Origin of the sequence: Escherichia sp. E13S3 (genome assembly GCF_004212325.1) — a bacterium.
Classification (GTDB): domain Bacteria; phylum Pseudomonadota; class Gammaproteobacteria; order Enterobacterales; family Enterobacteriaceae; genus Escherichia.
Genome location: NZ_RHJR01000009.1, coordinates 227,470 through 249,874, shown reverse-complemented (window position 1 = coordinate 249,874; position 22,405 = coordinate 227,470). Strand labels below are relative to the sequence as shown.

Annotated in this window: 19 protein-coding genes and 1 pseudogene; 9 read left to right on the top strand and 11 right to left on the bottom strand. The window is 49.7% G+C overall.

What is annotated here, in order from left to right; genetic code table 11:
- Positions 1 to 2 precede the first annotated feature (2 nt).
- The 8 genes from lpfB-O113 to phoU all read left to right on the top strand — a co-directional run bounded on the left by lpfB-O113 (position 3) and on the right by phoU (position 9,188).
- Positions 3 to 734, top strand: coding sequence for a long polar fimbrial chaperone LpfB-O113 (lpfB-O113, locus tag D9597_RS11445; protein ID WP_130222521.1), 732 nt, complete (start codon positions 3 to 5; stop codon positions 732 to 734).
- Positions 735 to 758: 24 nt separating this feature from the next.
- A complete protein-coding gene (gene lpfC-O113 / locus D9597_RS11440) occupies positions 759 to 3,281 on the top strand; it encodes a long polar fimbrial usher protein LpfC-O113 (RefSeq protein ID WP_130222519.1) in 2,523 nt (840 codons plus the stop codon).
- Between the two features lie 10 nt (positions 3,282 to 3,291).
- Positions 3,292 to 4,359 carry a fimbrial protein gene (locus D9597_RS11435; protein WP_130222517.1) on the top strand — a complete coding sequence of 356 codons (1,068 nt, stop codon included), beginning with the start codon at positions 3,292 to 3,294 and terminating at the stop codon, positions 4,357 to 4,359.
- A 249-nt stretch (positions 4,360 to 4,608) separates the two neighbouring features.
- Complete coding sequence (gene pstS / locus D9597_RS11430; RefSeq protein ID WP_000867162.1) at positions 4,609 to 5,649, top strand: phosphate ABC transporter substrate-binding protein PstS; 1,041 nt, start codon at positions 4,609 to 4,611, stop codon at positions 5,647 to 5,649.
- Between the two features lie 85 nt (positions 5,650 to 5,734).
- The gene (gene pstC / locus D9597_RS11425; protein WP_000741620.1) at positions 5,735 to 6,694 is read left to right on the top strand and encodes a phosphate ABC transporter permease PstC; all 960 of its coding nucleotides are present in this window, start codon (positions 5,735 to 5,737) and stop codon (positions 6,692 to 6,694) included.
- Complete coding sequence (pstA, locus tag D9597_RS11420) at positions 6,694 to 7,584, top strand: phosphate ABC transporter permease PstA (RefSeq protein ID WP_001251991.1); 891 nt, start codon at positions 6,694 to 6,696, stop codon at positions 7,582 to 7,584. The genes pstC and pstA overlap by 1 nt, the downstream gene beginning before the upstream one ends.
- A gap of 90 nt (positions 7,585 to 7,674) precedes the next feature.
- Entirely contained in the window at positions 7,675 to 8,448 is a 774-nt protein-coding gene (pstB, locus tag D9597_RS11415) for a phosphate ABC transporter ATP-binding protein PstB (RefSeq protein WP_000063126.1), read from the top strand.
- Between the two features lie 14 nt (positions 8,449 to 8,462).
- Positions 8,463 to 9,188, top strand: coding sequence for a phosphate signaling complex protein PhoU (gene phoU / locus D9597_RS11410; RefSeq protein WP_130206818.1), 726 nt, complete (start codon positions 8,463 to 8,465; stop codon positions 9,186 to 9,188).
- A gap of 59 nt (positions 9,189 to 9,247) precedes the next feature.
- Here the strand turns inward: phoU and cbrC are convergent, their stop codons facing one another.
- Positions 9,248 to 9,835, bottom strand: a complete 588-nt coding sequence (cbrC, locus tag D9597_RS11405) for a PF03691 family colicin E2 tolerance protein CbrC (RefSeq protein ID WP_130222515.1) — start codon at positions 9,833 to 9,835, stop codon at positions 9,248 to 9,250.
- Positions 9,836 to 10,031: 196 nt separating this feature from the next.
- Entirely contained in the window at positions 10,032 to 10,697 is a 666-nt protein-coding gene (gene yieH / locus D9597_RS11400) for a 6-phosphogluconate phosphatase (RefSeq protein ID WP_130222513.1), read from the bottom strand.
- 166 nt (positions 10,698 to 10,863) lie between these two features.
- On the opposite strand from yieH, the gene adeP reads away from it, so the two are divergent.
- Complete coding sequence (gene adeP, locus D9597_RS11395) at positions 10,864 to 12,201, top strand: adenine permease AdeP (RefSeq protein ID WP_064525932.1); 1,338 nt, start codon at positions 10,864 to 10,866, stop codon at positions 12,199 to 12,201.
- A gap of 53 nt (positions 12,202 to 12,254) precedes the next feature.
- Here adeP and yieF read toward each other — a convergent pair whose 3' ends face one another.
- From yieF to yidC, 9 genes and pseudogenes are all read right to left on the bottom strand, one after another.
- Positions 12,255 to 12,821, bottom strand: a complete 567-nt coding sequence (yieF, locus tag D9597_RS11390; protein WP_130215096.1) for a class I chromate reductase YieF — start codon at positions 12,819 to 12,821, stop codon at positions 12,255 to 12,257.
- Between the two features lie 21 nt (positions 12,822 to 12,842).
- On the bottom strand, positions 12,843 to 13,592 hold the full coding sequence (locus D9597_RS11385; protein WP_130222511.1) for a 4'-phosphopantetheinyl transferase superfamily protein: 750 nt from the start codon (positions 13,590 to 13,592) through the stop codon (positions 12,843 to 12,845).
- Between the two features lie 155 nt (positions 13,593 to 13,747).
- Positions 13,748 to 14,707 carry an HTH-type transcriptional regulator YidZ gene (gene yidZ, locus D9597_RS11380; protein ID WP_130222509.1) on the bottom strand — a complete coding sequence of 320 codons (960 nt, stop codon included), beginning with the start codon at positions 14,705 to 14,707 and terminating at the stop codon, positions 13,748 to 13,750.
- Positions 14,688 to 15,857 (bottom strand): annotated as a pseudogene (locus D9597_RS11375) (MFS transporter); the annotation flags it as partial. The pseudogene D9597_RS11375 and the gene yidZ, both read right to left, overlap by 20 nt.
- A 134-nt stretch (positions 15,858 to 15,991) precedes the next feature.
- Complete coding sequence (gene tnaB, locus D9597_RS11370) at positions 15,992 to 17,239, bottom strand: low affinity tryptophan permease TnaB (protein ID WP_130215102.1); 1,248 nt, start codon at positions 17,237 to 17,239, stop codon at positions 15,992 to 15,994.
- Between the two features lie 91 nt (positions 17,240 to 17,330).
- Positions 17,331 to 18,746 (bottom strand): tryptophanase, encoded by a 1,416-nt coding sequence (gene tnaA, locus D9597_RS11365; protein ID WP_130206804.1) that lies wholly within the window; start codon positions 18,744 to 18,746, stop codon positions 17,331 to 17,333.
- Between the two features lie 222 nt (positions 18,747 to 18,968).
- The gene (tnaC, locus tag D9597_RS11360; RefSeq protein WP_127447239.1) at positions 18,969 to 19,043 is read right to left on the bottom strand and encodes a tryptophanase leader peptide; all 75 of its coding nucleotides are present in this window, start codon (positions 19,041 to 19,043) and stop codon (positions 18,969 to 18,971) included.
- 243 nt (positions 19,044 to 19,286) lie between these two features.
- Entirely contained in the window at positions 19,287 to 20,651 is a 1,365-nt protein-coding gene (gene mnmE / locus D9597_RS11355) for a tRNA uridine-5-carboxymethylaminomethyl(34) synthesis GTPase MnmE (RefSeq protein ID WP_130222507.1), read from the bottom strand.
- Between the two features lie 105 nt (positions 20,652 to 20,756).
- The gene (gene yidC, locus D9597_RS11350; protein ID WP_064525945.1) at positions 20,757 to 22,403 is read right to left on the bottom strand and encodes a membrane protein insertase YidC; all 1,647 of its coding nucleotides are present in this window, start codon (positions 22,401 to 22,403) and stop codon (positions 20,757 to 20,759) included.
- Between the last annotated feature and the right edge of the window lie 2 nt (positions 22,404 to 22,405).

Genomic DNA, 22,405 nt, shown 5'->3' with positions numbered 1-22,405 from the left:
TTATGTCCAGAAAAAGTTGTTTAATCAGGCTCTTTAAAACAACAGTTTCATGTAAGTTATTTATCGCTATTATACTAAGCCTTTTTCTAGGCCAGTCAGCATTAACCTATGCAGGTGTTGTCATTGGCGGTACGCGGGTAGTTTACTTAAGTAATAATGCCGATAAATCTATTTCTGTATTTAGCAAAGAAGAAAAAATACCTTACCTCATCCAGGCTTGGGTAGATCCGTTTAATAAAGAGGATAAAAGTAAAGCGCCGTTTACCGTTATTCCTCCGGTATCACGATTAGAACCCGCGCAAGAAAAAGTATTACGCATTATTCACACCAAAGGTGTGTCATTGCCTGATGATCGCGAGTCAGTCTTCTGGCTGAATATTAAAAATATTCCGCCCTCTGCGAGCAACAAAGCGGCGAACTCGCTAGAAATCGCAGTCAAAACGCGTATCAAGCTGTTCTGGCGACCAGCAAATATCCGCCTTATTCCCGAAGAGGCTGCACCGAAGGTGAAGTGGCGCCGGGAAGGGCGAAATCTCATAGCAGAGAATCCCAACCCAATTCATATCAGTGTGATGGATGTCATCGTTGATGGTCATGATGTGCCTCTCAACATGATCCGTCCTTTTGAAACGCTCACGTTACCTTTACCTGCTAATTCTGCGGGAGGCCAAATGACCTGGCGATTTATTAATGATTACGGCGCAGTCAGTGACCCGATAAAAATGATGCTGTAAGCAAGGGATAAGGATAGGCGTATTATGATGACGACCAGAATAGTGGTTGGCCTCACGGCAGGGACGTGTCTGATTTTCTCGCAAAGCCTGATGGCCGAGGTCAGTGTATTCAATCCGGCGCTTCTGGAAATCGACCATAAATCCGAAGTCGATATTCGTCAGTTTAACCGGGCAAATATGATGCCTCCTGGCGTTTATAGCGTTGATATTTTTATTAATGGGAAAATGTTTGAACGTCAGGATGTTACTTTTGTTCAGGATAACCCCGATGCCGATCTACACGCCTGCTTTATTGCCATTAAAAAAACGCTGGCCTCTTTTGGCGTAAAAGTTGATGCCTTGAAGTCGCTCAATAACGTGGATGAAACGACCTGCCTTGATCCTGCGCCACGTATTGAAGGCTCATCCTGGCAGTTCGACAGTGATAAATTACAACTGAATATATCCATTCCCCAAATCTACATGGACGCGATGGCTTTTGATTACATAAGCCCCACGCGTTGGGATGAGGGGATTAACGCGCTCACTATCAACTACGATTTTTCTGGTTCACATACCCTGCGTTCGGATTATGGTTCTGAGGAGACAGATACCAGTTATCTCAATTTGCGCAACGGGCTGAATATTGGGTCATGGCGGCTACGTAATTACAGTACCTTAAACACCACTGATGGTCGGGCGGAATACAACTCTATCAGCACCTGGATACAGCGTGATATTGCGGCATTAAGAAGCCAGATTATGATCGGCGATACGTGGACGGCGAGCGATATTTTTGACAGTACACAAATCCGCGGAGCACGCCTGTATACCGACAACGACATGTTACCTGCCAGCCAGAATGGGTTTGCGCCAGTAGTTCGGGGAATTGCAAAATCCAATGCCACTGTCATCATTCGCCAGAATGGCTACGTGATTTATCAATCTGCCGTTCCACAAGGTGCCTTTGAAATCACCGACCTCAACACTGCCAGCACAGGTGGCGATCTGGACGTGACTATCAAAGAAGAAGATGGTAGCGAACAACGATTCACCCAACCTTATGCCTCTTTGGCGATCCTCAAGCGTGAAGGTCAGACTGATGTTGATGTCAGTGTGGGGGAATTGCGCGATGAAGATGGCTTTACCCCTGATGTTCTTCAGGCACAGATCCTTCATGGTTTTCCCCATGGTTTTACATTGTATGGTGGCATACAGGCTGCTGAAAATTATGGTTCTGCCGCTCTGGGCGTGGGTAAAGATCTAGGTTCTCTGGGCGCAATTTCTTTTGATGTGACACATGCCCGCGCGAAATTTAGTCATGATGATACGGAAACCGGTCAGTCTTATCGCTTTCTGTATTCGAAACGTTTTGATGATACGGATACCAGCTTGCGCCTGGTTGGCTATCGTTACTCCACCGAAGGCTATTATACCCTCAATGAATGGGCGTCCCGGCGTAATAATCCTGAAGATTTTTGGGAAACCGGTAACCGCCGCAGCCGTGTGGAAGGAACGCTAACGCAATCACTGGGCAGAGATTATGGCAACTTATATCTGACATTAAGTCGCCAACAGTACTGGCATACCGATGATGTTGAACGATTAATGCAATTTGGCTACAGCAGTAGCTGGAAGCGTCTCTCGTGGAACGTCTCCTGGAGTTATTCCAATACTGCCCGGCAGGGGACGGGTAACAACCATGCCAGTGATAACACCAGTGAGCAGATCTACATGCTCTCTTTATCTGTTCCTTTATCGGGCTGGTGGGGAAATAGTTACGCCACCTATTCTGTTTCACAAAACGATAATTCCGGTAGCTCACATCAACTTGGACTCAGTGGTACGGCTCTGGAGAGAAATAATCTTTCCTGGAATTTAATGCAGTCCTATAACAGCCGTGATGATGAAGTCGGCGGTAATATGTCACTGACCTATGACGGAACTTACGGCACAGTGAACGGCAGTTATAACTACAGCCAAAATTCCCAGCGACTTAATTATGGTATCAGGGGAGGCATTCTGGCGCACAGTGAAGGAGTAACGTTAAGCCAGGAATTGGGTGAAACAATCGCTCTCGTTAAAGCGCCAGGGGCCGCCGGTTTGGAAATCGATAATATGCGTGGTGCAGCAACGGACTGGCGTGGCTATACGGTCAAGACACAGCTAAACCCTTATGATGAAAACCGGGTAGCAATCAGCGATAACTATTTCTCGAAGTCGAATATAGAACTTGATAATACCGTCGTTACGATGGTTCCCACCCGTGGCGCGGTGGTTAAAGCAGAATTTGTTACCCACGTGGGCTATCGCGTTCTTTTCAGAGTAATGAATGCAAAAGGTAAGCCAGCACCTTTTGGCGCTATTGCTTCTGTACAAAATACAAGCTCCGCTGATTCAGGAATTGTCGGTGACCAGGGAGAACTTTATCTCTCGGGCCTTCCTGAAAAGGGGCAGGTGATGCTCTCCTGGGGTGAAAATGCCGTCACTAAATGCACCTTCGATTATTCCCTTTCAATACCAGAAAGTGAGAGCGGCTTAATTGAACAAGGTGTGACATGTCATTAAAAGGATTTTTATGAATAAGTATATTATACAGTGGTGCTTTGCTGTCTTTATCTTCTCCTTTAGTGGCGTGGCACTTGCAGCCCCGAAAGGTATTTGTACCCCTGATAATGGTGTATTTCATAGTTTACTTGATTTTTCAGGTTTTCTGATTACGGCAAACGAGAACAGAGTCGGAACGACATTTAATACCGTAGTGACAAACGGAGACTCTTATCCTGCACATTGTCATTGTGATACAGGAACAGTGGGAGAGTTTCCTTATATATATTATACAGCAAGAATAAACGATGCCTTAAGTTATGCGGGGGTTCACTCTAATGTAAAATACTATGACCTGAATCCTAACCTTGATGTAGGGATATCAATAGACATTCTTGGTGTAGGGTATATTAACGCCCCTTTTGAATATCAGGCCAACAGGCCTTCCGGTAAATACAAATGTGATCGCACTGAACCATTAAATGCTTCCAGCGGGGCAAAAGCGAGAATTTATTTTTATGTCAAGAAAACATTTGCGGGAAAATTGATTGTTCCTCAAACGCTTGTGGCGAAATTGTACGGAACTATAAGTAATGATACGCCGGTTGACTATTCGCAACCGATGGCTGATATTTATATTCGTGGTGATATCACCGCGCCGCAGAGTTGTGAAATTAATAACTTACAGACGATTAATTTTGATTTTAGAGAAATTCCAGCAGCAGATTTTTCATCTGTTGTCGGGAGTACAGTAACAACGCATAAAATTACTAAAACGGTCACTATTGAATGTGAAAATTTAGGCGTATTGAATACTGATGATATCAGTACCTCTTTTTATGCTACCGAACCCAGTACTGACAACTCAATGGTCGTGACATCAAACCCGAACGTTGGGATAAAAATTTATGATAAAAATAATAAGGAAATCAACGTTAACGGTGGTGAACTGCCGACAGATATGGGTAAATCAACCGTCCTTGGTGAAAAAGACGGTAGCGTCACTTTTTCTGCTGCTCCTGCAAGCCTCACGGGGGCTCGCCCCGCACCAGGAACATTTACCGCTACTGCAACGATAACGGTTGAGATTGTTCGCTAAACTAACTGGACAACGGCGCTTCCACTCGCCGTTGCCATCTTACGCATTTTTCCCGCTATTCTTTAACATGACATGACAAAAAGATGACATCGTTTTTCTTTTTGTTGGCCATGAAAATCAATAAGTTAATCAATAAACTTGCTTTGTCATAAAACTGTCATATTCCATACATATAACTGTCACCTGTTTGTCCTATTTTGCTTCTCGTAGCCAACAAACAATGCTTTATGAATCCTCCCAGGAGACATTATGAAAGTTATGCGTACCACCGTCGCAACTGTTGTCGCCGCGACCTTATCGATGAGCGCTTTCTCTGTGTTTGCAGAAGCAAGCCTGACAGGTGCAGGTGCAACCTTTCCTGCGCCGGTGTATGCCAAATGGGCTGACACTTACCAAAAAGAAACCGGTAATAAAGTTAACTACCAGGGTATCGGTTCTTCCGGCGGCGTAAAACAGATTATCGCTAACACCGTTGATTTCGGTGCTTCTGACGCGCCGCTGTCTGACGAAAAACTGGCTCAGGAAGGCCTGTTCCAGTTCCCGACCGTAATTGGCGGCGTGGTACTGGCGGTTAACCTGCCGGGGCTTAAGTCTGGCGAACTGGTGCTGGACGGTAAAACTCTCGGCGACATCTACCTGGGCAAAATTAAAAAGTGGGATGATGAAGCCATCGCCAAATTGAATCCGGGTCTGAAACTGCCTTCACAGAATATCGCTGTAGTGCGCCGTGCAGATGGCTCCGGGACTTCCTTCGTCTTCACCAGCTACCTGGCGAAAGTGAACGAAGAGTGGAAAAACAACGTTGGTACTGGCTCTACCGTAAAATGGCCGATTGGTCTGGGCGGTAAAGGTAACGACGGTATCGCCGCGTTCGTTCAGCGTCTGCCGGGTGCAATTGGTTACGTTGAATATGCTTACGCGAAGCAGAACAACTTGGCGTACACCAAACTGATCTCCGCTGACGGTAAACCGGTTAGTCCGACCGAAGAAAACTTCGCTAATGCAGCAAAAGGTGCAGACTGGAGCAAAACATTCGCTCAGGATCTGACCAACCAGAAAGGCGAAGATGCGTGGCCTATTACCTCTACCACGTTCATTCTGATCCACAAAGATCAGAAGAAACCAGAACAAGGCACAGAAGTGCTGAAGTTCTTCGACTGGGCGTACAAAACCGGGGCTAAACAGGCGAACGACCTGGATTATGCCAGTCTGCCGGATAGCGTAGTTGAACAGGTTCGCGCTGCGTGGAAGACCAATATTAAAGACAGTAGCGGTAAGCCGCTGTACTAATAAAACTCCAGGCCGGATGAGGCGTTAACGCAGCATCCGGCATTACAAAATGACTTTGTAAACGCGTTTAACTGAAGAGTAACTTATGGCTGCAACCAAGCCTGCTTTTAACCCACCGGGTAAAAAGGGCGACATAATTTTCAGCGTGCTGGTAAAACTGGCGGCGCTGATTGTGCTATTGATGTTGGGTGGCATTATTGTCTCTCTGATCATCTCCTCCTGGCCGAGCATTCAGAAATTTGGTCTGGCTTTCCTGTGGACCAAAGAGTGGGATGCACCGAACGATATCTACGGGGCGCTGGTGCCGATCTACGGTACGTTGGTAACTTCGTTTATCGCGCTGCTGATCGCCGTCCCGGTGAGTTTCGGTATCGCCCTGTTCCTGACCGAGCTTGCGCCTGGCTGGCTGAAGCGCCCGCTGGGTATCGCCATTGAGCTGCTGGCAGCCATTCCAAGTATCGTTTACGGCATGTGGGGCCTGTTTATCTTTGCGCCGCTGTTCGCCGTTTACTTCCAGGAGCCGGTCGGCAATATCATGTCGAATATCCCGATTGTCGGCGCGCTGTTCTCCGGCCCGGCCTTTGGTATCGGTATCCTCGCGGCAGGCGTGATCCTCGCCATCATGATCATTCCGTACATTGCGGCGGTAATGCGCGATGTGTTCGAACAAACCCCGGTGATGATGAAAGAGTCGGCCTACGGTATTGGCTGCACCACCTGGGAAGTTATCTGGCGTATTGTTCTTCCGTTCACCAAAAATGGGGTAATCGGCGGCATTATGCTGGGTCTGGGGCGCGCGCTCGGTGAAACGATGGCGGTGACCTTTATCATCGGTAACACCTACCAGCTCGACAGCGCCTCGCTGTACATGCCGGGCAACAGTATCACCTCTGCACTGGCCAACGAATTTGCCGAAGCGGAATCCGGTCTGCACGTTGCCGCACTGATGGAACTGGGCCTGATCCTGTTTGTGATTACCTTCATCGTCCTCGCCGCATCGAAGTTTATGATTATGCGCCTGGCTAAGAATGAGGGGGCACGCTAATGGCTATGGTTGAAATGCAAACCACTGCGGCGCTGGCGGAATCCCGCCGCAAAATGCAGGCGCGTCGCCGCCTCAAAAACCGTATTGCACTGACGCTCTCGATGGCGACGATGGCCTTCGGTCTGTTCTGGCTGATCTGGATTTTAATGTCCACCATCACTCGCGGTATAGATGGTATGTCGCTGGCGCTGTTCACTGAAATGACGCCGCCGCCCAATACGGAAGGCGGTGGTCTGGCGAACGCCCTGGCGGGTAGCGGGCTGTTAATTTTGTGGGCCACGGTATTCGGTACGCCGCTGGGCATTATGGCGGGGATTTATCTGGCGGAATATGGTCGTAAATCCTGGCTGGCAGAAGTGATTCGCTTCATTAACGACATTCTGCTCTCCGCGCCGTCTATTGTGGTTGGTCTGTTTGTTTACACCATCGTGGTGGCGCAGATGGAGCACTTCTCCGGCTGGGCGGGTGTGATTGCGCTGGCGCTGTTACAGGTGCCGATTGTTATCCGCACCACCGAGAACATGCTGAAACTGGTGCCGGACAGCCTGCGTGAAGCGGCTTATGCGCTGGGTACGCCGAAGTGGAAGATGATCTCCGCGATTACGCTGAAAGCGTCGGTGTCCGGGATTATGACCGGTATCCTGCTGGCGATTGCCCGTATTGCTGGTGAAACCGCGCCGCTGCTGTTTACCGCGCTCTCCAACCAGTTCTGGAGCACGGACATGATGCAACCGATCGCCAACCTGCCGGTGACGATCTTTAAGTTTGCGATGAGTCCGTTTGCGGAATGGCAGCAACTGGCCTGGGCCGGGGTGTTGATCATTACCCTGTGCGTACTGCTGCTGAACATTCTGGCGCGCGTTGTTTTTGCGAAGAATAAACACGGTTAACACTTTGCCGGATGCGGCGTGAACGCCTTATCCGGCCTACGGTAAGCCTGATTCGCGAAGTGCATCAGGCACGATGAGGAAAAGATTGCAATGAGTATGGTTGAAACTGCCCCGAGTAAAATTCAGGTTCGTAATTTGAACTTCTACTACGGCAAATTCCATGCCCTGAAAAACATCAACCTGGATATCGCTAAAAACCAGGTTACGGCGTTTATCGGGCCGTCCGGCTGCGGTAAATCGACGCTGCTGCGTACCTTCAACAAAATGTTTGAACTGTATCCAGAGCAGCGCGCGGAAGGTGAAATTCTGCTCGATGGCGACAACATTCTGACCAACACTCAGGATATCGCTCTGCTGCGTGCGAAAGTGGGCATGGTGTTTCAGAAACCGACGCCGTTCCCGATGTCCATTTACGACAACATCGCTTTTGGCGTGCGTCTGTTTGAGAAGCTCTCCCGTGCTGACATGGACGAGCGAGTGCAGTGGGCATTGACCAAAGCTGCATTGTGGAACGAAACCAAAGATAAATTGCACCAGAGCGGTTACTCTCTCTCTGGCGGTCAGCAACAGCGTCTGTGTATTGCGCGTGGTATCGCCATTCGCCCGGAAGTGCTGCTGCTCGACGAACCGTGTTCGGCGCTCGACCCCATCTCTACCGGGCGTATTGAAGAGCTGATCACCGAACTGAAGCAGGATTACACCGTGGTGATCGTCACCCACAACATGCAGCAGGCTGCGCGTTGTTCCGACCACACGGCGTTTATGTATCTGGGCGAATTGATTGAGTTCAGCAACACGGACGATCTGTTCACCAAGCCAGCGAAGAAACAAACAGAAGACTACATCACCGGTCGTTACGGTTGATTCAGGAGTGCGTTATGGACAGTCTCAATCTTAATAAACATATTTCCGGCCAGTTCAACGCCGAACTGGAAAGCATCCGCACGCAGGTGATGACCATGGGCGGCATGGTGGAGCAGCAGCTTTCTGATGCAATCACCGCGATGCACAACCAGGACAGCGATCTGGCAAAACGCGTGATCGAAGGCGACAAGAACGTCAACATGATGGAAGTGGCAATCGATGAAGCCTGCGTGCGCATTATTGCCAAACGTCAGCCGACGGCGAGCGACCTGCGTCTGGTTATGGTTATCAGTAAAACCATTTCCGAGCTGGAGCGTATTGGCGACGTGGCGGATAAAATCTGTCGCACTGCACTGGAGAAATTCTCCCAGCAGCATCAGCCGTTGCTGGTAAGCCTGGAATCACTGGGGCGTCACACTATCCAGATGCTGCATGATGTGCTGGACGCGTTTGCGCGCATGGATATTGACGAAGCGGTGCGTATTTATCGTGAAGATAAAAAAGTCGATCAGGAGTACGAAGGTATCGTGCGCCAGCTGATGACTTACATGATGGAAGATTCGCGCACCATTCCGAGCGTACTTACCGCGCTGTTTTGCGCACGTTCAATCGAACGTATAGGTGACCGCTGCCAGAATATCTGTGAATACATCTTCTACTACGTGAAAGGGCAGGATTTCCGTCACGTCGGCGGCGATGAGCTGGATAAATTGCTGGCAGAGAAAGATTCGAAAGCGTAACGCTAAGCGTGCGCTGCACCTGGCTCTCTGCCCGGTAAAACTTACCGGGCAGAGTAGCATTACGAAAAATCGCCCCACAGTCTCAGCTTACCGCAGTGGAGACAGCGGAACAGATAACCCTGACAATCACCGCCGTTTTGCAAACATTTAGCTAGATCAGAATTTTTAATACCGAAATTTTCACAATCTTCTTCAAGATTGGCAAATTCATCGAGGCGATCTTTTATCTCATTCCAGCCCACATAGCCGATAAAAGCACAGAAATCGCCACAATGTGCGAGCCAGAATTCCTGCTGCCATCCATGATAACCTGGCGTGCGTTCAACCAACTCTTTCAGCATTTCGTCAGGATATGTGTTCTTAACACCGGCAAATTCGTCCTCTTCATCATACTCAAATTCAACGCCTTCAATGTTTGTATCATCCTGAAAACTACCTGCAAACTTTTCTGCCGCAGAACCGTCCGCAATGCACCACGGACAGAGATATTCAACTTCATCAACACAATAAAAAGGACCAGAGTAATAAACTGACGTCGGTTGTTCACAGCAATCGCACTCTACGGTTTTATCCTGCTTAAATGCGCCTGTTTCCAGTGGTTTTGGATGATATTTGAATAGGGGTAACGGCCTGATATTTTGAGTCATAGAAACATCCTGTCTGCTTTTGAGTAGCTTAAAGATAAAGCATCCCGCTTAGCGTAAAGAGTCTGTTTCAGGATATTAAATACCGAATCCTGGTAGACGCGTGATGCATTACCCGACGTTGAACTGACATATCAAACTCCCTTTGCTTACCTTTGAGCGCCTTGCCGGGCGGGGTAAGTGAAGGGAGTTTGAAGCGTTATGCCGTAATATTCCAGCCTCGTGCCTTCCAGAGCGCAGGTAACTGCGCCAACTCGGTAAAGGTGGTGACTTTCGGATGAACGATCGGCTTATTGTGCGGGGCAGCGCAGAAGTAAAACACTTCCATACCGGCATCGATTCCTGACTGCGCACCGGCGCTGGAGTCATCGACCAGAATGCAGTTTTCAACGTTCACATTCATCGCTTTTGCCGCATGGAACATTAATGCCGGGTCGGGCTTCCAACGCTGAATGTCGTAACCGCTGAACAGTTTTTCCGGGAAATAGTGCAGCATGTTGAGCTTACCAAGCGAATGCTGCATCTTGCTGACCGGGCCGTTAGAGACGACGCACATCGGCACTTTCACACAAGCCAGCAATTCGTTCGCTCCTGCAATCACCTCAAGCTCGCTATCAAACAGGCGCGCCACTTCCGCACGGTAAACGTGTTCGGCATCGGCACGGACCATTTCTACGCCCTGTTCTTTGCTAATGATGTCGATGATTTCGTAGAGTTTTACGCCTTTAAAGCGGGTAAAAATTTCTTCAAGGTCAACGTTAATGCCAAATTCCCTGAACATCGTGACATAGGCTCGAGAGCAAATAACCTCACTGTCGACCAGCGTACCGTCGCAGTCGAAAAATACCGCTTCTATCTGGGACATGTCTTTCCTTTATCGTTAGTTTAACGTTTTCGTCAGGCATATTCGCATGACGCAATCGTTGCCGTATAAGCAAATACAATGAAAAAAAGTTATCTTCAGCCGTCCATATTGTCTCATTTTGGTATACGATAGCGACGTATTTTCCCTCCTTGTTCGGAAATAGATAATGAGTCAACAACACACAACCCAGGCTTCTGGCCAGGGGATGCTGGAACGCGTGTTTAAACTGCGCGAACATGGCACGACGGCACGGACCGAAGTGATCGCCGGTTTTACCACCTTCCTGACGATGGTTTATATCGTTTTTGTTAACCCGCAAATTCTCGGCGTTGCTGGCATGGACACCAGCGCCGTCTTCGTCACCACCTGTCTGATTGCTGCGTTCGGCAGTATTCTTATGGGGCTGTTTGCTAATCTTCCAGTTGCGCTAGCACCAGCTATGGGCCTGAACGCATTCTTCGCCTTTGTCGTTGTGCAGGCGATGGGCTTGCCGTGGCAGGTCGGGATGGGCGCAATCTTCTGGGGCGCTATTGGTCTGCTGTTACTGACAATCTTCCGCGTTCGCTACTGGATGATTGCCAACATTCCGGTGAGTCTGCGTGTGGGGATCACCAGCGGTATCGGCCTGTTCATCGGCATGATGGGGCTGAAAAACGCAGGTGTGATTGTCGCTAATCCGGAAACGCTGGTGAGTATCGGTAATCTGACTTCTCACAGTGTGCTGCTGGGTATCCTCGGCTTCTTCATCATCGCCATTCTGGCTTCACGTAACATTCACGCAGCGGTGCTGGTTTCTATCGTGGTGACAACGCTGCTGGGCTGGATGTTGGGTGATGTGCACTACAACGGCATTGTCTCCGCGCCGCCGAGCGTGATGACCGTGGTGGGGCATGTGGATTTAGCTGGTTCATTCAACCTCGGACTGGCTGGCGTGATTTTCTCTTTCATGCTGGTTAACCTGTTTGACTCCTCCGGTACGCTGATTGGCGTGACTGATAAAGCAGGTCTGGCGGATGAGAAAGGTAAATTCCCGCGCATGAAGCAGGCGCTGTATGTCGACAGTATCTCTTCCGTGACCGGTTCGTTTATCGGTACTTCTTCTGTTACGGCGTATATTGAGTCCTCCTCCGGTGTTTCCGTTGGTGGGCGTACTGGTCTGACGGCAGTGGTTGTTGGTTTGCTGTTCCTGCTGGTTATCTTCCTGTCGCCGCTGGCGGGGATGGTACCTGGCTACGCCGCGGCTGGCGCGCTCATTTACGTTGGCGTACTGATGACCTCAAGTCTTGCGCGTGTGAAATGGCAGGATCTCACCGAATCCGTTCCGGCGTTTATTACTGCCGTGATGATGCCGTTTAGCTTCTCGATTACCGAAGGTATTGCGCTGGGCTTTATCTCCTACTGCGTGATGAAAATCGGTACAGGCCGTCTGCGCGACCTTAGCCCGTGCGTGATTATCGTGGCGCTGCTGTTTGTGCTGAAAATTGTCTTTATCGACGCCCACTAAAATCGATAGCGCGTTAAAAACCCGCCATGCATGATTGCTGGCGGGTTTTTTATTTAGATCTTAACGCGTTGAATAAACTCGCCAAATGCGGTCAACTGCCCGGTCAGGTGGTCCAGCGTTCCCGGATCAATCACTTCTCCAGTCTGTGGATCGACTTTGTTCTGAATCACGCCGCCCATAAACTCTGGTTTGTTCATTACCATTGCATCCAGGAAGACCAGAATCTGGCGCAGATGATACTGACAGCGTGCGCCGCCAATTACGCCCATTGAGCTGGTCTGAATCAACACCGGTTTACCGGCCAATGGCTGATCGGGCAGGCGGGAAAGCCAGTCGATGGCATTTTTCAGTCCACCCGGCACCGAGTAGTTATATTCCGGCGTCACGATCACCACACCATCCGCCTGACGAATCTGTTCCGCCAGAGCTTCAACCGTTGCTGGAAAACCGTCTTCCTGCTGTACGTCTGCGTCATATAAGGGAATGTCAGCAATAGATGGCAACGCGTTAACTTCCATACCCGCTGGGGCAATTTTCGGCAGGGTACGTGCAACCATGCCATTAAATGAACCTTTGCGCAGGCTTCCCAATAACGTAACCACCTTCAATTTTTCAGACATGATGACTCCTGTGGTTGTCTATCAATTTGGCAAAAATGACTTCACGGTAGAGAGCTGGGCAAAACGCATCATCCGGCTGGTAGGATTATTGGCGCGGCTGTGAATATCCGGCAGGCTTTTCCAGCCTTGCTTGCCATCAAACTCCCAGACATTGAGCTTTTCAATCGCTGGGCTGACCGCCACGGACCATACCAGCACTTCCTCTGCGTCGCATATCGCTTCTATATGATTTACATGGGCACATTTCAGGCGTCCCGCAATGGGCATCAACTGCAGATTTCGCGGGTCGTCATTCAAAACATCACCGGTAAGTTTTAGCACGCTTCGGCGCAGCGTGATGAGCTGCGCTCGCGCTTCGTTAGGATCGTTTTGCTTACTGATCCATAGTGATTCATTGCTGGAAAAAGCATGGTTATCGGGCGCGTGAGGGCTATGAAACCCACGAGTCGCGCGCTGTAGTTCCATATCGAGGCCACATTCACCTTCAGTTGTTAACGCCACTCCGACCATGTTTCCGGCATAGGCTATTGAAAATGATGGTAAATTTCTATCGTGGAAAACCGGCTTTCCTTTAGCCTGGGTGACGATTTCCGGCAATTCACTAATGCCGTACAGCAAGAACATCAGTTCTGCGAGTAAACCTCTGGACGCCAGGAAACGACTTTGACGATGAGGGGGAAGATTTAGGGCTTCTTGATGACACTGGGAGGGTAGACGAACAGATATCAGGTGTCCTTCCGTTAAAATCCCTCGGGCAAAGTGAGTCGCCATTTTTCGCTCCATGCTTAATGGTCCATTATGAATACAGAGTAATCATTTACTGAAATTATGGACAGACTAAAGCGGCGAAAAGTTCGATTCAGACAAATTTATTACATGTTTTTTACATTTTATCGCGAAATATGGTCGCGTTTTATACGATTTAATTATGTCATCGAGGCGTAAAGATTTTTAATGGTTTCCCGTAACCAGACGATCTTCGGGTTATGGCTGTTCCGTTTGTGCCACAGCAGAGTAAACGGCACTTCCAGCTTTTTTTGCTGGATTTCGTCAAACGGGAGAGGGAGTGCAACCAGTGGAAGCTGGTGGAGTTGGTTGTAGTACTGACAGTAGCGCGGTGCGGTCGCCAGTAGCAAATTGTCGGGCTGCGCCGCCATAAACAGTGACTGCTCGAATTCCGGCAGACTCATGGCAATCGTGCGTTCGCGTCCTGATTCCTGCAACACATTGTCCAGCGCCCAGGTATCGCTCTGTTCCCAGCAAATGCTGATATGTGGATAACGTAAAAAAGTATCCAGATCCCATTCTTCACGCAGCGCCGGATGATCTTTGCGCAACCAGACGCACGGTAAGTCTGTAAATAATACGTCATAATCAATAGACAACGGCAGAAGACTAAGCTGTTCTCGCGAGCGAGGGTGGCTTTCTCGTCCGGTAAAACCGATATCCACTTCGCCACGAATAATTGCATCCAACGAGTCATAATCCCAGTTGCGCAGTTTAATCGTCGCCTGTGGGTAACGCTGGTAAATATGTTTCGACAGCGTATTAAACATAATCATCATCAGCGGCGATTCTGCTGCCAGCTCAAACTTCAGACCACGTGGCGTTTGGTGGTGCGGTTTATCCAGCAGCAGATTGCTCATTTGCATCCACTCCGCCAGATTTTGCTCCATGCTGACCATCAGCGGCGTTGGCGTCAGGCCCAGCGGTGAGTTCACAAAGAGCAGGTCATCAAACCATATCCGAAGCTTTGCCAGAGATTTGCTCACCGCCGAAGGCGTCACGTTCATCCGCTTCGCCGCTTTGGTCACGCTGCGCTCCTGCATCAGCAATTGCAGGCAGAGCAGCAAATTCAGAGCAAGTGTGGTGATGGATTTCTTCATGAGCGGTAACGGGGCGTCCAGGCGCGACGAGCATAATCAGCAACAGGCTCACTATGCTACAGGCAATCAGAATCCCGATCAGCATATTCCATGCGCCTACGCCGACTACCGCCGCTAGCCAAATCCACAGTGATGAACCGCAAACCTGTGCAATGCCTAATGTCGAACTGGCTACGCCCGCGCGTAATGAAAACGGCCCTAACGCCTGACTCATTGCCACGCCGAATCCCACTGAAAAACCAGCGCAAATCAACGTGATGCCAAACAGCGAAACTGCATGGGAAGGCGAAAACGCAAGAATGATTCCCGCCGCCAGAAATAACACCTGCGAGGTGATCATCAACGTACGTGGCTTAAAAATCCCCAACGCAAATGGCGTGGAGAATGATACGGTCATGCTAACACCTGCGGTCAACGCCATAATGGTGGCATATTCTCCGCGCGCAAAGCCCATGATTTCCATCATCAATACTGGCGACGTATTCACGAAGGTAAGTATGACTGAGACGCTGAGGGTGGTGATAAGCACTCGGCTGAGGAAAAAGCGGTTAAGCAAAGACTCGGTATTTTCTCGTGTTTTGCCCGAAACGGCAGGTGCCGCAGGGCGGGTTTCTTTTAAAATAAACAATGACAACATGAGTACCGCGACACCCATCAGCGCCATTACCCAGAACAGGCTCTGCCACGGGAACTTAAGCATAATCAGATGGCCAAGCACTGGCGCTAACACCGGAATGATGCAGGTAATGCCGTTGAGTAATGACAGCACTTTTGCCCGACGTCGATCGTCCAGCGTGTCGCGTAAAATCGCGAATGCCACCACGTAACAACAGCCCGCGCCGAGTCCTTGCAGAAAGCGTCCTGCAAGAAATAACGCGCTGGTTTCAGCCAGTGAACAGAGCACAGAGGCGATAATAAATAGCGCCGCGCCGGGGATGGCGACAGGTTTTCTCCCTGAACGGTCGGCCACTTTACCGGCAAATAACATTGCTGCCGCCATCCCCGCAAGGTAAACGGAGAACGCAATATGCAACTGCGCTTCGCTGGCATTGAGATCGGCGGCGATGCGCGGTAAGCCGACCAGGTACATATCAATACCTGCGGGATAGAGTAAAACCAGAGCAAAACTACAAATTAAAAAGCGGGACATGGGATAAAGCGTCCTGACGGGAAGGTGACGCAAAGCATACGTGGTGAAGGAGAATCAGGCGAGTTGCCATTTGGACAAAAGAGATTTCCTTTCAGGCAAGAAGCCAGCGAATGACCGCTGGCTTCTTTAAGGGATTAGCCAAATTTAGGTAACACGTTAAAGACGTTGCCGAACCAGCACAAAATCACGGTGATACCAAAGAGAATGACAATCGCCGGAATAAGATTGCCGCCCCAGACCGTGAATATCTGATTGGGAAACTTCTTGCGGGCTTTGATTGCCAGTACCGCGGGGATAATGACCGCCCAGATGGTGGCGCACAGTCCGGCACCGCCAATCCCGTAAATAAAGCCATTCGGGAAGACGAGATACAACAAAGCGGGTGGCAGGAAGGTTAACAGCACGGTTTTGAAACGTCCGCCGTGGGAGTTATCAATCTTAAACAGATCCGCCAGGTAATCGAACAGCCCAAGCGTGACGCCAAAGAACGAACTGGCGACAGCTAAGTTGGAGAACACCAGCAGGCAAAATTCGATAATGCCATGCTGTTTGGTGCCGAGGAACGTTTTTACCAGTGAATCAACGTTGCCGCCCGAGGAGATAATCGCTTTAAAACTTTCTCGCGAGATATTCCCCATCGTGCAATAAAGCCAGAAGAGATAAATCACCAGTGCCAGCAGCGAGCCGAAAACTACGCTTTTGATTAGTTTATCTTTCTTTTTGCCATAGCAAATAATCAGACTGGGAATATTGCCGTGGAAACCAAATGACGCCAGACACACCGGCAAAGCCATAAAGATATACGGGAAGTAAGACGTCCCCGCAGTCGTGCTGGTGGAATCGCGCAGAATGGAATAATCGACCTGGAAGAAGAAAGAACCAAACACGATCACAAAGGAGATAATCTTCAGCCCGAGGAACAACGAGGTAATACGACTGGCGGCTAAAGAGCTTATCCACAATACGCTGGCAACGAAAATGGCCGTACAGATCCCGACAATGCGTGGATTAGCGTGATAGCCCAAATTCATCGATATCGTTTCGCTAATGATTGCGCCGTTAGCAGAGATATAAGCATAAGTGAGAATATAGAGAACGAAGGCAACGGTAATACCGCTAATAATGTTCCAGGTGTTGCCAATTAAATCTTTGGTGATGGTGTTAAAACTGGAGCCGACGGGGTAATTTAAGTTCGCTTCTAATAATAATAGGCCTGAATGTAACATTGAAAACCAGGCGATAATAAGAATAAAAGCGCCCCAAAAAAACCAGGCACCGGCAAGGTCAACTGGTAAAGCAAACATCCCACCGCCAATTACTGTACCGGCTATAACCATAACACCCCAAAATGCAGAGTGCTTTTTTTCTGATTGATCAGTCATGATGCCACCTTTAGAGGAAGGCTATTTTTGTTATTGAGGATGTAGGGGAAATAGAGTGGCTAACATCCTTATAGCCACTCTGTAGTGTTAATTAAACTTCTTTCAGTTTTGCGGTGAAGTGACGCAATACTTTTGGTTCGTAGGTAAAGGTTAATCCTTTAATATTTGTCGCGTTCTCTTTCACATGTTTGAAGGCTTCAATAATGAAGTCCATATGTGTTTGGGTATATGTTGCGCGTGGAATGGTTAAACGCAGCAGTTCTGCCGGGCAAGGCAGTTGTTTACCGGTTTTCGGATCGCGACCTAACAGGAAGGAACCAATTTCTACCGCACGGATACCGGCAACTTTATACAATTCGCAAGCCAGTGCCTGTGCCGGGAATTGATCTGCCGGGATATGTGGCAACAGTTTACCGGCATCAACGAACGCCGCATGACCGCCCGCCTGCTGGCATACTACGCCAATCTCTTCCAGACCATCGACCAGATACTGCACCTGCGCAATACGATAAGCCAGCCAGTCATGGTTCATGCCGTCATACAGACCCACCGCCAGACGCTCCATCGCACCGCCTTCCAGACCACCATAAGTCGGGAAGCCTTCCTGCACTACGCACAGCGTTCTGCATTCGGTGTAGACATCGAAGAAGCTGTCGTCTTTCACGCACAGCAGGCCGCCCATCGGCACCATCGCATCTTTCTTGGCGGACATCGCCAGCATATCGGCATATTTATAGGTTTCGCGAGTGATCTGCTCGATAGTCCAGTCTTTATATTCCGCTTCACGCTGTTTGATGAAATAGGCGTTTTCGGCAAAGCGCGCGGAGTCCATCACTACCGGAATATCGTATTTCTTCGCAATGCTGTACATCGCTTTCATATTTGCCAGTGAAACCGGCTGGCCACCTGCGGAGTTGCTGGTAATGGTCGCAACGATATACGGCACGTTATTCGGGCCAACTTCTTCAATACCGCGTTCTAAACCTTCGAGGTCAAAGTTGCCTTTAAAGTCGTAACGTACGCCAGTATCGAAGGCTTCTTTGATATAGACGTTACGCACGGTACAGCCGTTAATCTGGCTATGGCCCTGCGTGGTATCGAAGAAATAGTTAGAGAACGCCACCATTTTGCTGCGATCCAGACCTTTTTCCTGCTCGCGTTTTTTAATCAGTACTGGAATATAGATTTGCTCTGCGCCACGGCCCTGGTGAGTCGGAATAGTGTATTGATAACCAAAGATATTTTTTACTGACTCGGCTAACGCATAGTAGCTGCGGCTGCCACTGTAGGCTTCGTCGCCGCGCATCATCGCTGCCTGCATACTTTGGGTTACCGCCCCGGTGCCGCTGTCGGTCAGTAAATCGATAAACACATCTTCGCTATCCAGCAGGAACGGGTTCATACCAGATTTAATAATCGCTTCTTCACGGTAAGCGCGAGTCGTACGTTTTACTGGCTCAATAACACGAATGCGGAACGGTTCAGGGAGATGTTTAAAGTTTTCCATTGCATAATCCTTCATTTATTTTAATTACAGTGATCCCTGTGAATATTGCGTCTGCAATAACCATTAATTCACCATAATTATGTATACGAGTACATTTATTTAGACGAGCAAATAGATAAAGCAATAATGGCTTGTCTAAAAGGTAAAATTAAGGCATGGCAAACTAATAGATCACATTGAATCTAATTGGTTTGACTCTGGTGATGGCTACAGAAGGGCAAATTAAGGGCGGTGATCGACAATCCTGTTGTCAATATTGAACCACTTTGAGGTCACACATATATGTAAGATATTCATAATGCACTTATCCTCGAAAGACATGTTGCTACACTATTACATTAAGATTTTTATATCTATTCCTAAGTTTATTAAATGTGAATCGAATCACAATCGTTCGAGATGCATTATTAAATGTTTTTTTTCAGAAAAATACGCTGCATTAAAATTTTAATGTTTATAAGATGAATTGATTAATAAAAAGTATGCAAACAGGAAAACAAAGCCGCATCCTGATTACCAGATGCGGCTTCGTAAGTGCGGTTACTTACCGATACAGAAGCTGGAGAAAATCCGCCCCAGTAGGTCGTCAGAGGTAAACTCCCCGGTAATCTCGCTCAAGTTCTGCTGCGCCAGGCGTAGCTCTTCCGCCAGCAATTCGCCCGCCCATGCGCCCAACAGCTGTGCTTTACCTTGCTGCAAATGCTCCGCCGCCTGTTCCAGCGCCTGTAGGTGACGACGGCGCGCCAGGAAGCCGCCTTCCATGTTGGTGTCAAAGCCCATGCTCTGTTTGAGATGGTTACGCAGCACGTCCACGCCTTCGCCAGTTCTTGCAGAGAGACGAATCAACGCATGACCGTTCACTTCGCTCATTCCCAGCGTTTCGCCGGTGATATCGGCTTTATTGCGCACCACGGTGATCGGTAGTTTCGCAGGCAGACGGGCGATAAATTCCGGCCAGATCTCTGCCGGATCAACAGCGTCTGTCGTGGTGCCATCGACCATAAACAGCACGCGGTCGGCCTGTTCAATTTCCTGCCACGCGCGCTCGATACCAATACGTTCCACTTCGTCACTGGCTTCACGTAGCCCGGCAGTGTCGATGATATGCAGCGGCATTCCGTCAATGTGGATATGCTCACGCAGCACGTCACGCGTGGTTCCGGCGATATCAGTCACGATTGCTGCTTCACGGCCAGCCAGCGCGTTTAACAGGCTCGATTTACCGGCGTTAGGACGTCCGGCAATCACCACTTTCATCCCTTCGCGCAACAAGCTGCCCTGACGAGCCTCGGCACGCACTGCATCAAGATCAGCAATCACGTCATTGAGCTGGGCTTCAATTTTGCCGTCGGAGAGGAAATCGATCTCTTCATCGGGGAAATCAATTGCCGCTTCGACGTAAATGCGCAAGTGGGTGAGGGCTTCCACCAGATGGTTGACCCGTGCGGAGAATGCGCCTTGCAGCGAGTTAAGTGCCGAACGGGCTGCCTGTTCCGAACTGGCATCGATAAGATCGGCAATCGCCTCGGCCTGGGCTAAGTCGAGTTTATCGTTAAGAAACGCGCGTTCGGAAAACTCACCAGGGCGAGCAATCCGCAGGCCGGGAATGGTCAGAATGCGTTTTAACAGCAGGTCGAGGATCACCGGACCGCCATGACCTTGCAGTTCCAGCACATCTTCGCCGGTGAACGAGTTCGGGCCAGGGAACCATAGCGCAATCCCCTGATCGAGCACGCTGCCGTCGGCGTCTTTAAACGGAAGATAATCGGCGTAGCGCGGCTTAGGCAGTTTACCCAGCACGGTTTCGGCAACTTCACGGGCTTTGAAGCCGGAGATGCGCAGGAGGCCAACGCCGCCACGTCCCGGAGGCGTGGCCTGGGCTACGATAGTGTCATTATCGCTCATGATGTTCCTGTTGCTTTGTGTGGCGGATGCGCGGTGCTTATCCGCCCTACGAAAAGAAAAAAGGCGGTCAACTGACCGCCCTTATTTTAGCGAAAACTCACCGAATCAGGATTTTTTCTTCTCGCGGCTATGCAGGCCACGTTTTTCCAGACCGCGGTAAATCAGCTGCTGCTGAATAATGGTTACCAGGTTGCTGACGATATAGTACAGCACCAGACCTGACGGGAACCACAGGAAGAACACGGTGAAGATGACCGGCATAAAGGTCATGATCTTCTGCTGCATCGGGTCGGTCACAGTGGTCGGCGACATCTTCTGAATGAAGAACATCGTTACGCCCATCAGGATCGGCAGGATGTAGTACGGGTCCTGTGCCGACAGGTCGTGGATCCACAGTGCAAACGGTGCCTGACGCAGTTCAACGGAACCCATCAGCATGTAGTACAACGCCAGGAAGATTGGCATCTGGATAATCAGCGGGAAGCAGCCGCCCAGCGGGTTAACCTTCTCAGCTTTGTACAGCGCCATCATTTCCTGGCTGATACGCTGTTTGTCATCGCCCAGACGCTCACGCATAGCCTGAATCTTCGGCTGCAGCATACGCATCTTCGCCATGGAGGTGTACTGCGCTTTGGTCAGCGGGTACATGATGCCACGAACGATAAAGGTGATGATGATAATGGAGAAGCCCCAGTTACCCACAAAGCTATGGATCCATTTCAGCAGTTTGAACAGCGGCTGAGAAATGAACCACAACCAACCGTAATCAACGGTCAGGTCCAGGTGCGGAGCAACAGCTGCCATTTTGTCCTGAATTTCAGGGCCAACCCACAGGGTGCTGTTCATCGCGCCAGTCTGACCTGGTTGAACCAGTACCGGCTGAGATTTATAGCCGATAGCGGCGATGCCGTTACCCAGATTAGCGGTGTAGAAGTTGTTGGTGCCGTCGTTATGCGGGATCCACGCAGTCGCGAAATACTGTTGCAGCATCGCCACCCAACCACCTTTCGAAGAGATGTTCAGGTTTTCGTTATCGGCAATGGTATCGAACTTGTATTTCTCGTACTTCTCGTCAGGCGTGGAGTACGCCGCGCCACGGAAAGTATGCAGTGCGAAGTTGCTGCTTCCAGTGTCGAGATGCGGTGGCAGATTGATGGATTGCTTCAACTGACCAAAGGTGGAGATCTCCAGCGGTTTTTCGCCAGCGTTCTGCACGTTGTAGTTGACGTTGACAGCGTAATCACCACGTTTCAGGACAAACGTTTTGGTAAACGTGTTGCCTGCCGCGTCGGTATACGTCATCGGCACCTGCAGTTCGTTTTGACCTTCAGCCAACACATAAGCGTCTTTTTCAACGTTATACAGCGGACGCGGGCCGTTAGCCGGGTTATCCGGGCCATCACGACCGGTCAGACCGCTCTGTGCCTGATAAATAAACTGCGGTGAAGTTTCCAGCAGCTGGAACGGCTGGGTAGAGTTCAGCTCTTTCGGGTAAGCCGGGAGCAGAGCCTGTTCAACATCACCACCACGGGTGTTGATGGTCAGATCAAGCACGTCGGTCTTAACCGAAATCAGTTTCCCCTGGCCACTGGCCGGTACGCCCTGGTCGGCGGCGCTACCCGCTGCGGTGGTCGTTGTCTGCGTGGTCTGTTGGGCCTGAGGTTGCGGGTTTTTATCCTGCTCCCAGGCTTGCCAGATCATGAAAGACACGAACAGCAAAGCGATGACTAAAAGATTGCGTTGCGAATCCATCG

Excerpts from the sequence above, each read along its gene's own strand:
- lpfB-O113 (WP_130222521.1), top strand. The coding sequence starts at position 3 with ATGTCCAGAAAAAGTTGTTTAATCAGGCTCTTTAAAACAACAGTTTCA.
- lpfC-O113 (WP_130222519.1), top strand. The coding sequence starts at position 759 with ATGATGACGACCAGAATAGTGGTTGGCCTCACGGCAGGGACGTGTCTG.
- D9597_RS11435 (WP_130222517.1), top strand. The coding sequence starts at position 3,292 with ATGAATAAGTATATTATACAGTGGTGCTTTGCTGTCTTTATCTTCTCC.
- pstS (WP_000867162.1), top strand. The coding sequence starts at position 4,609 with ATGAAAGTTATGCGTACCACCGTCGCAACTGTTGTCGCCGCGACCTTA.
- pstC (WP_000741620.1), top strand. The coding sequence starts at position 5,735 with ATGGCTGCAACCAAGCCTGCTTTTAACCCACCGGGTAAAAAGGGCGAC.
- pstA (WP_001251991.1), top strand. The coding sequence starts at position 6,694 with ATGGCTATGGTTGAAATGCAAACCACTGCGGCGCTGGCGGAATCCCGC.
- pstB (WP_000063126.1), top strand. The coding sequence starts at position 7,675 with ATGAGTATGGTTGAAACTGCCCCGAGTAAAATTCAGGTTCGTAATTTG.
- phoU (WP_130206818.1), top strand. The coding sequence starts at position 8,463 with ATGGACAGTCTCAATCTTAATAAACATATTTCCGGCCAGTTCAACGCC.
- cbrC (WP_130222515.1), bottom strand. The coding sequence starts at position 9,835 with ATGACTCAAAATATCAGGCCGTTACCCCTATTCAAATATCATCCAAAA.
- yieH (WP_130222513.1), bottom strand. The coding sequence starts at position 10,697 with ATGTCCCAGATAGAAGCGGTATTTTTCGACTGCGACGGTACGCTGGTC.
- adeP (WP_064525932.1), top strand. The coding sequence starts at position 10,864 with ATGAGTCAACAACACACAACCCAGGCTTCTGGCCAGGGGATGCTGGAA.
- yieF (WP_130215096.1), bottom strand. The coding sequence starts at position 12,821 with ATGTCTGAAAAATTGAAGGTGGTTACGTTATTGGGAAGCCTGCGCAAA.
- D9597_RS11385 (WP_130222511.1), bottom strand. The coding sequence starts at position 13,592 with ATGGCGACTCACTTTGCCCGAGGGATTTTAACGGAAGGACACCTGATA.
- yidZ (WP_130222509.1), bottom strand. The coding sequence starts at position 14,707 with ATGAAGAAATCCATCACCACACTTGCTCTGAATTTGCTGCTCTGCCTG.
- tnaB (WP_130215102.1), bottom strand. The coding sequence starts at position 17,239 with ATGACTGATCAATCAGAAAAAAAGCACTCTGCATTTTGGGGTGTTATG.
- tnaA (WP_130206804.1), bottom strand. The coding sequence starts at position 18,746 with ATGGAAAACTTTAAACATCTCCCTGAACCGTTCCGCATTCGTGTTATT.
- mnmE (WP_130222507.1), bottom strand. The coding sequence starts at position 20,651 with ATGAGCGATAATGACACTATCGTAGCCCAGGCCACGCCTCCGGGACGT.
- yidC (WP_064525945.1), bottom strand. The coding sequence starts at position 22,403 with ATGGATTCGCAACGCAATCTTTTAGTCATCGCTTTGCTGTTCGTGTCT.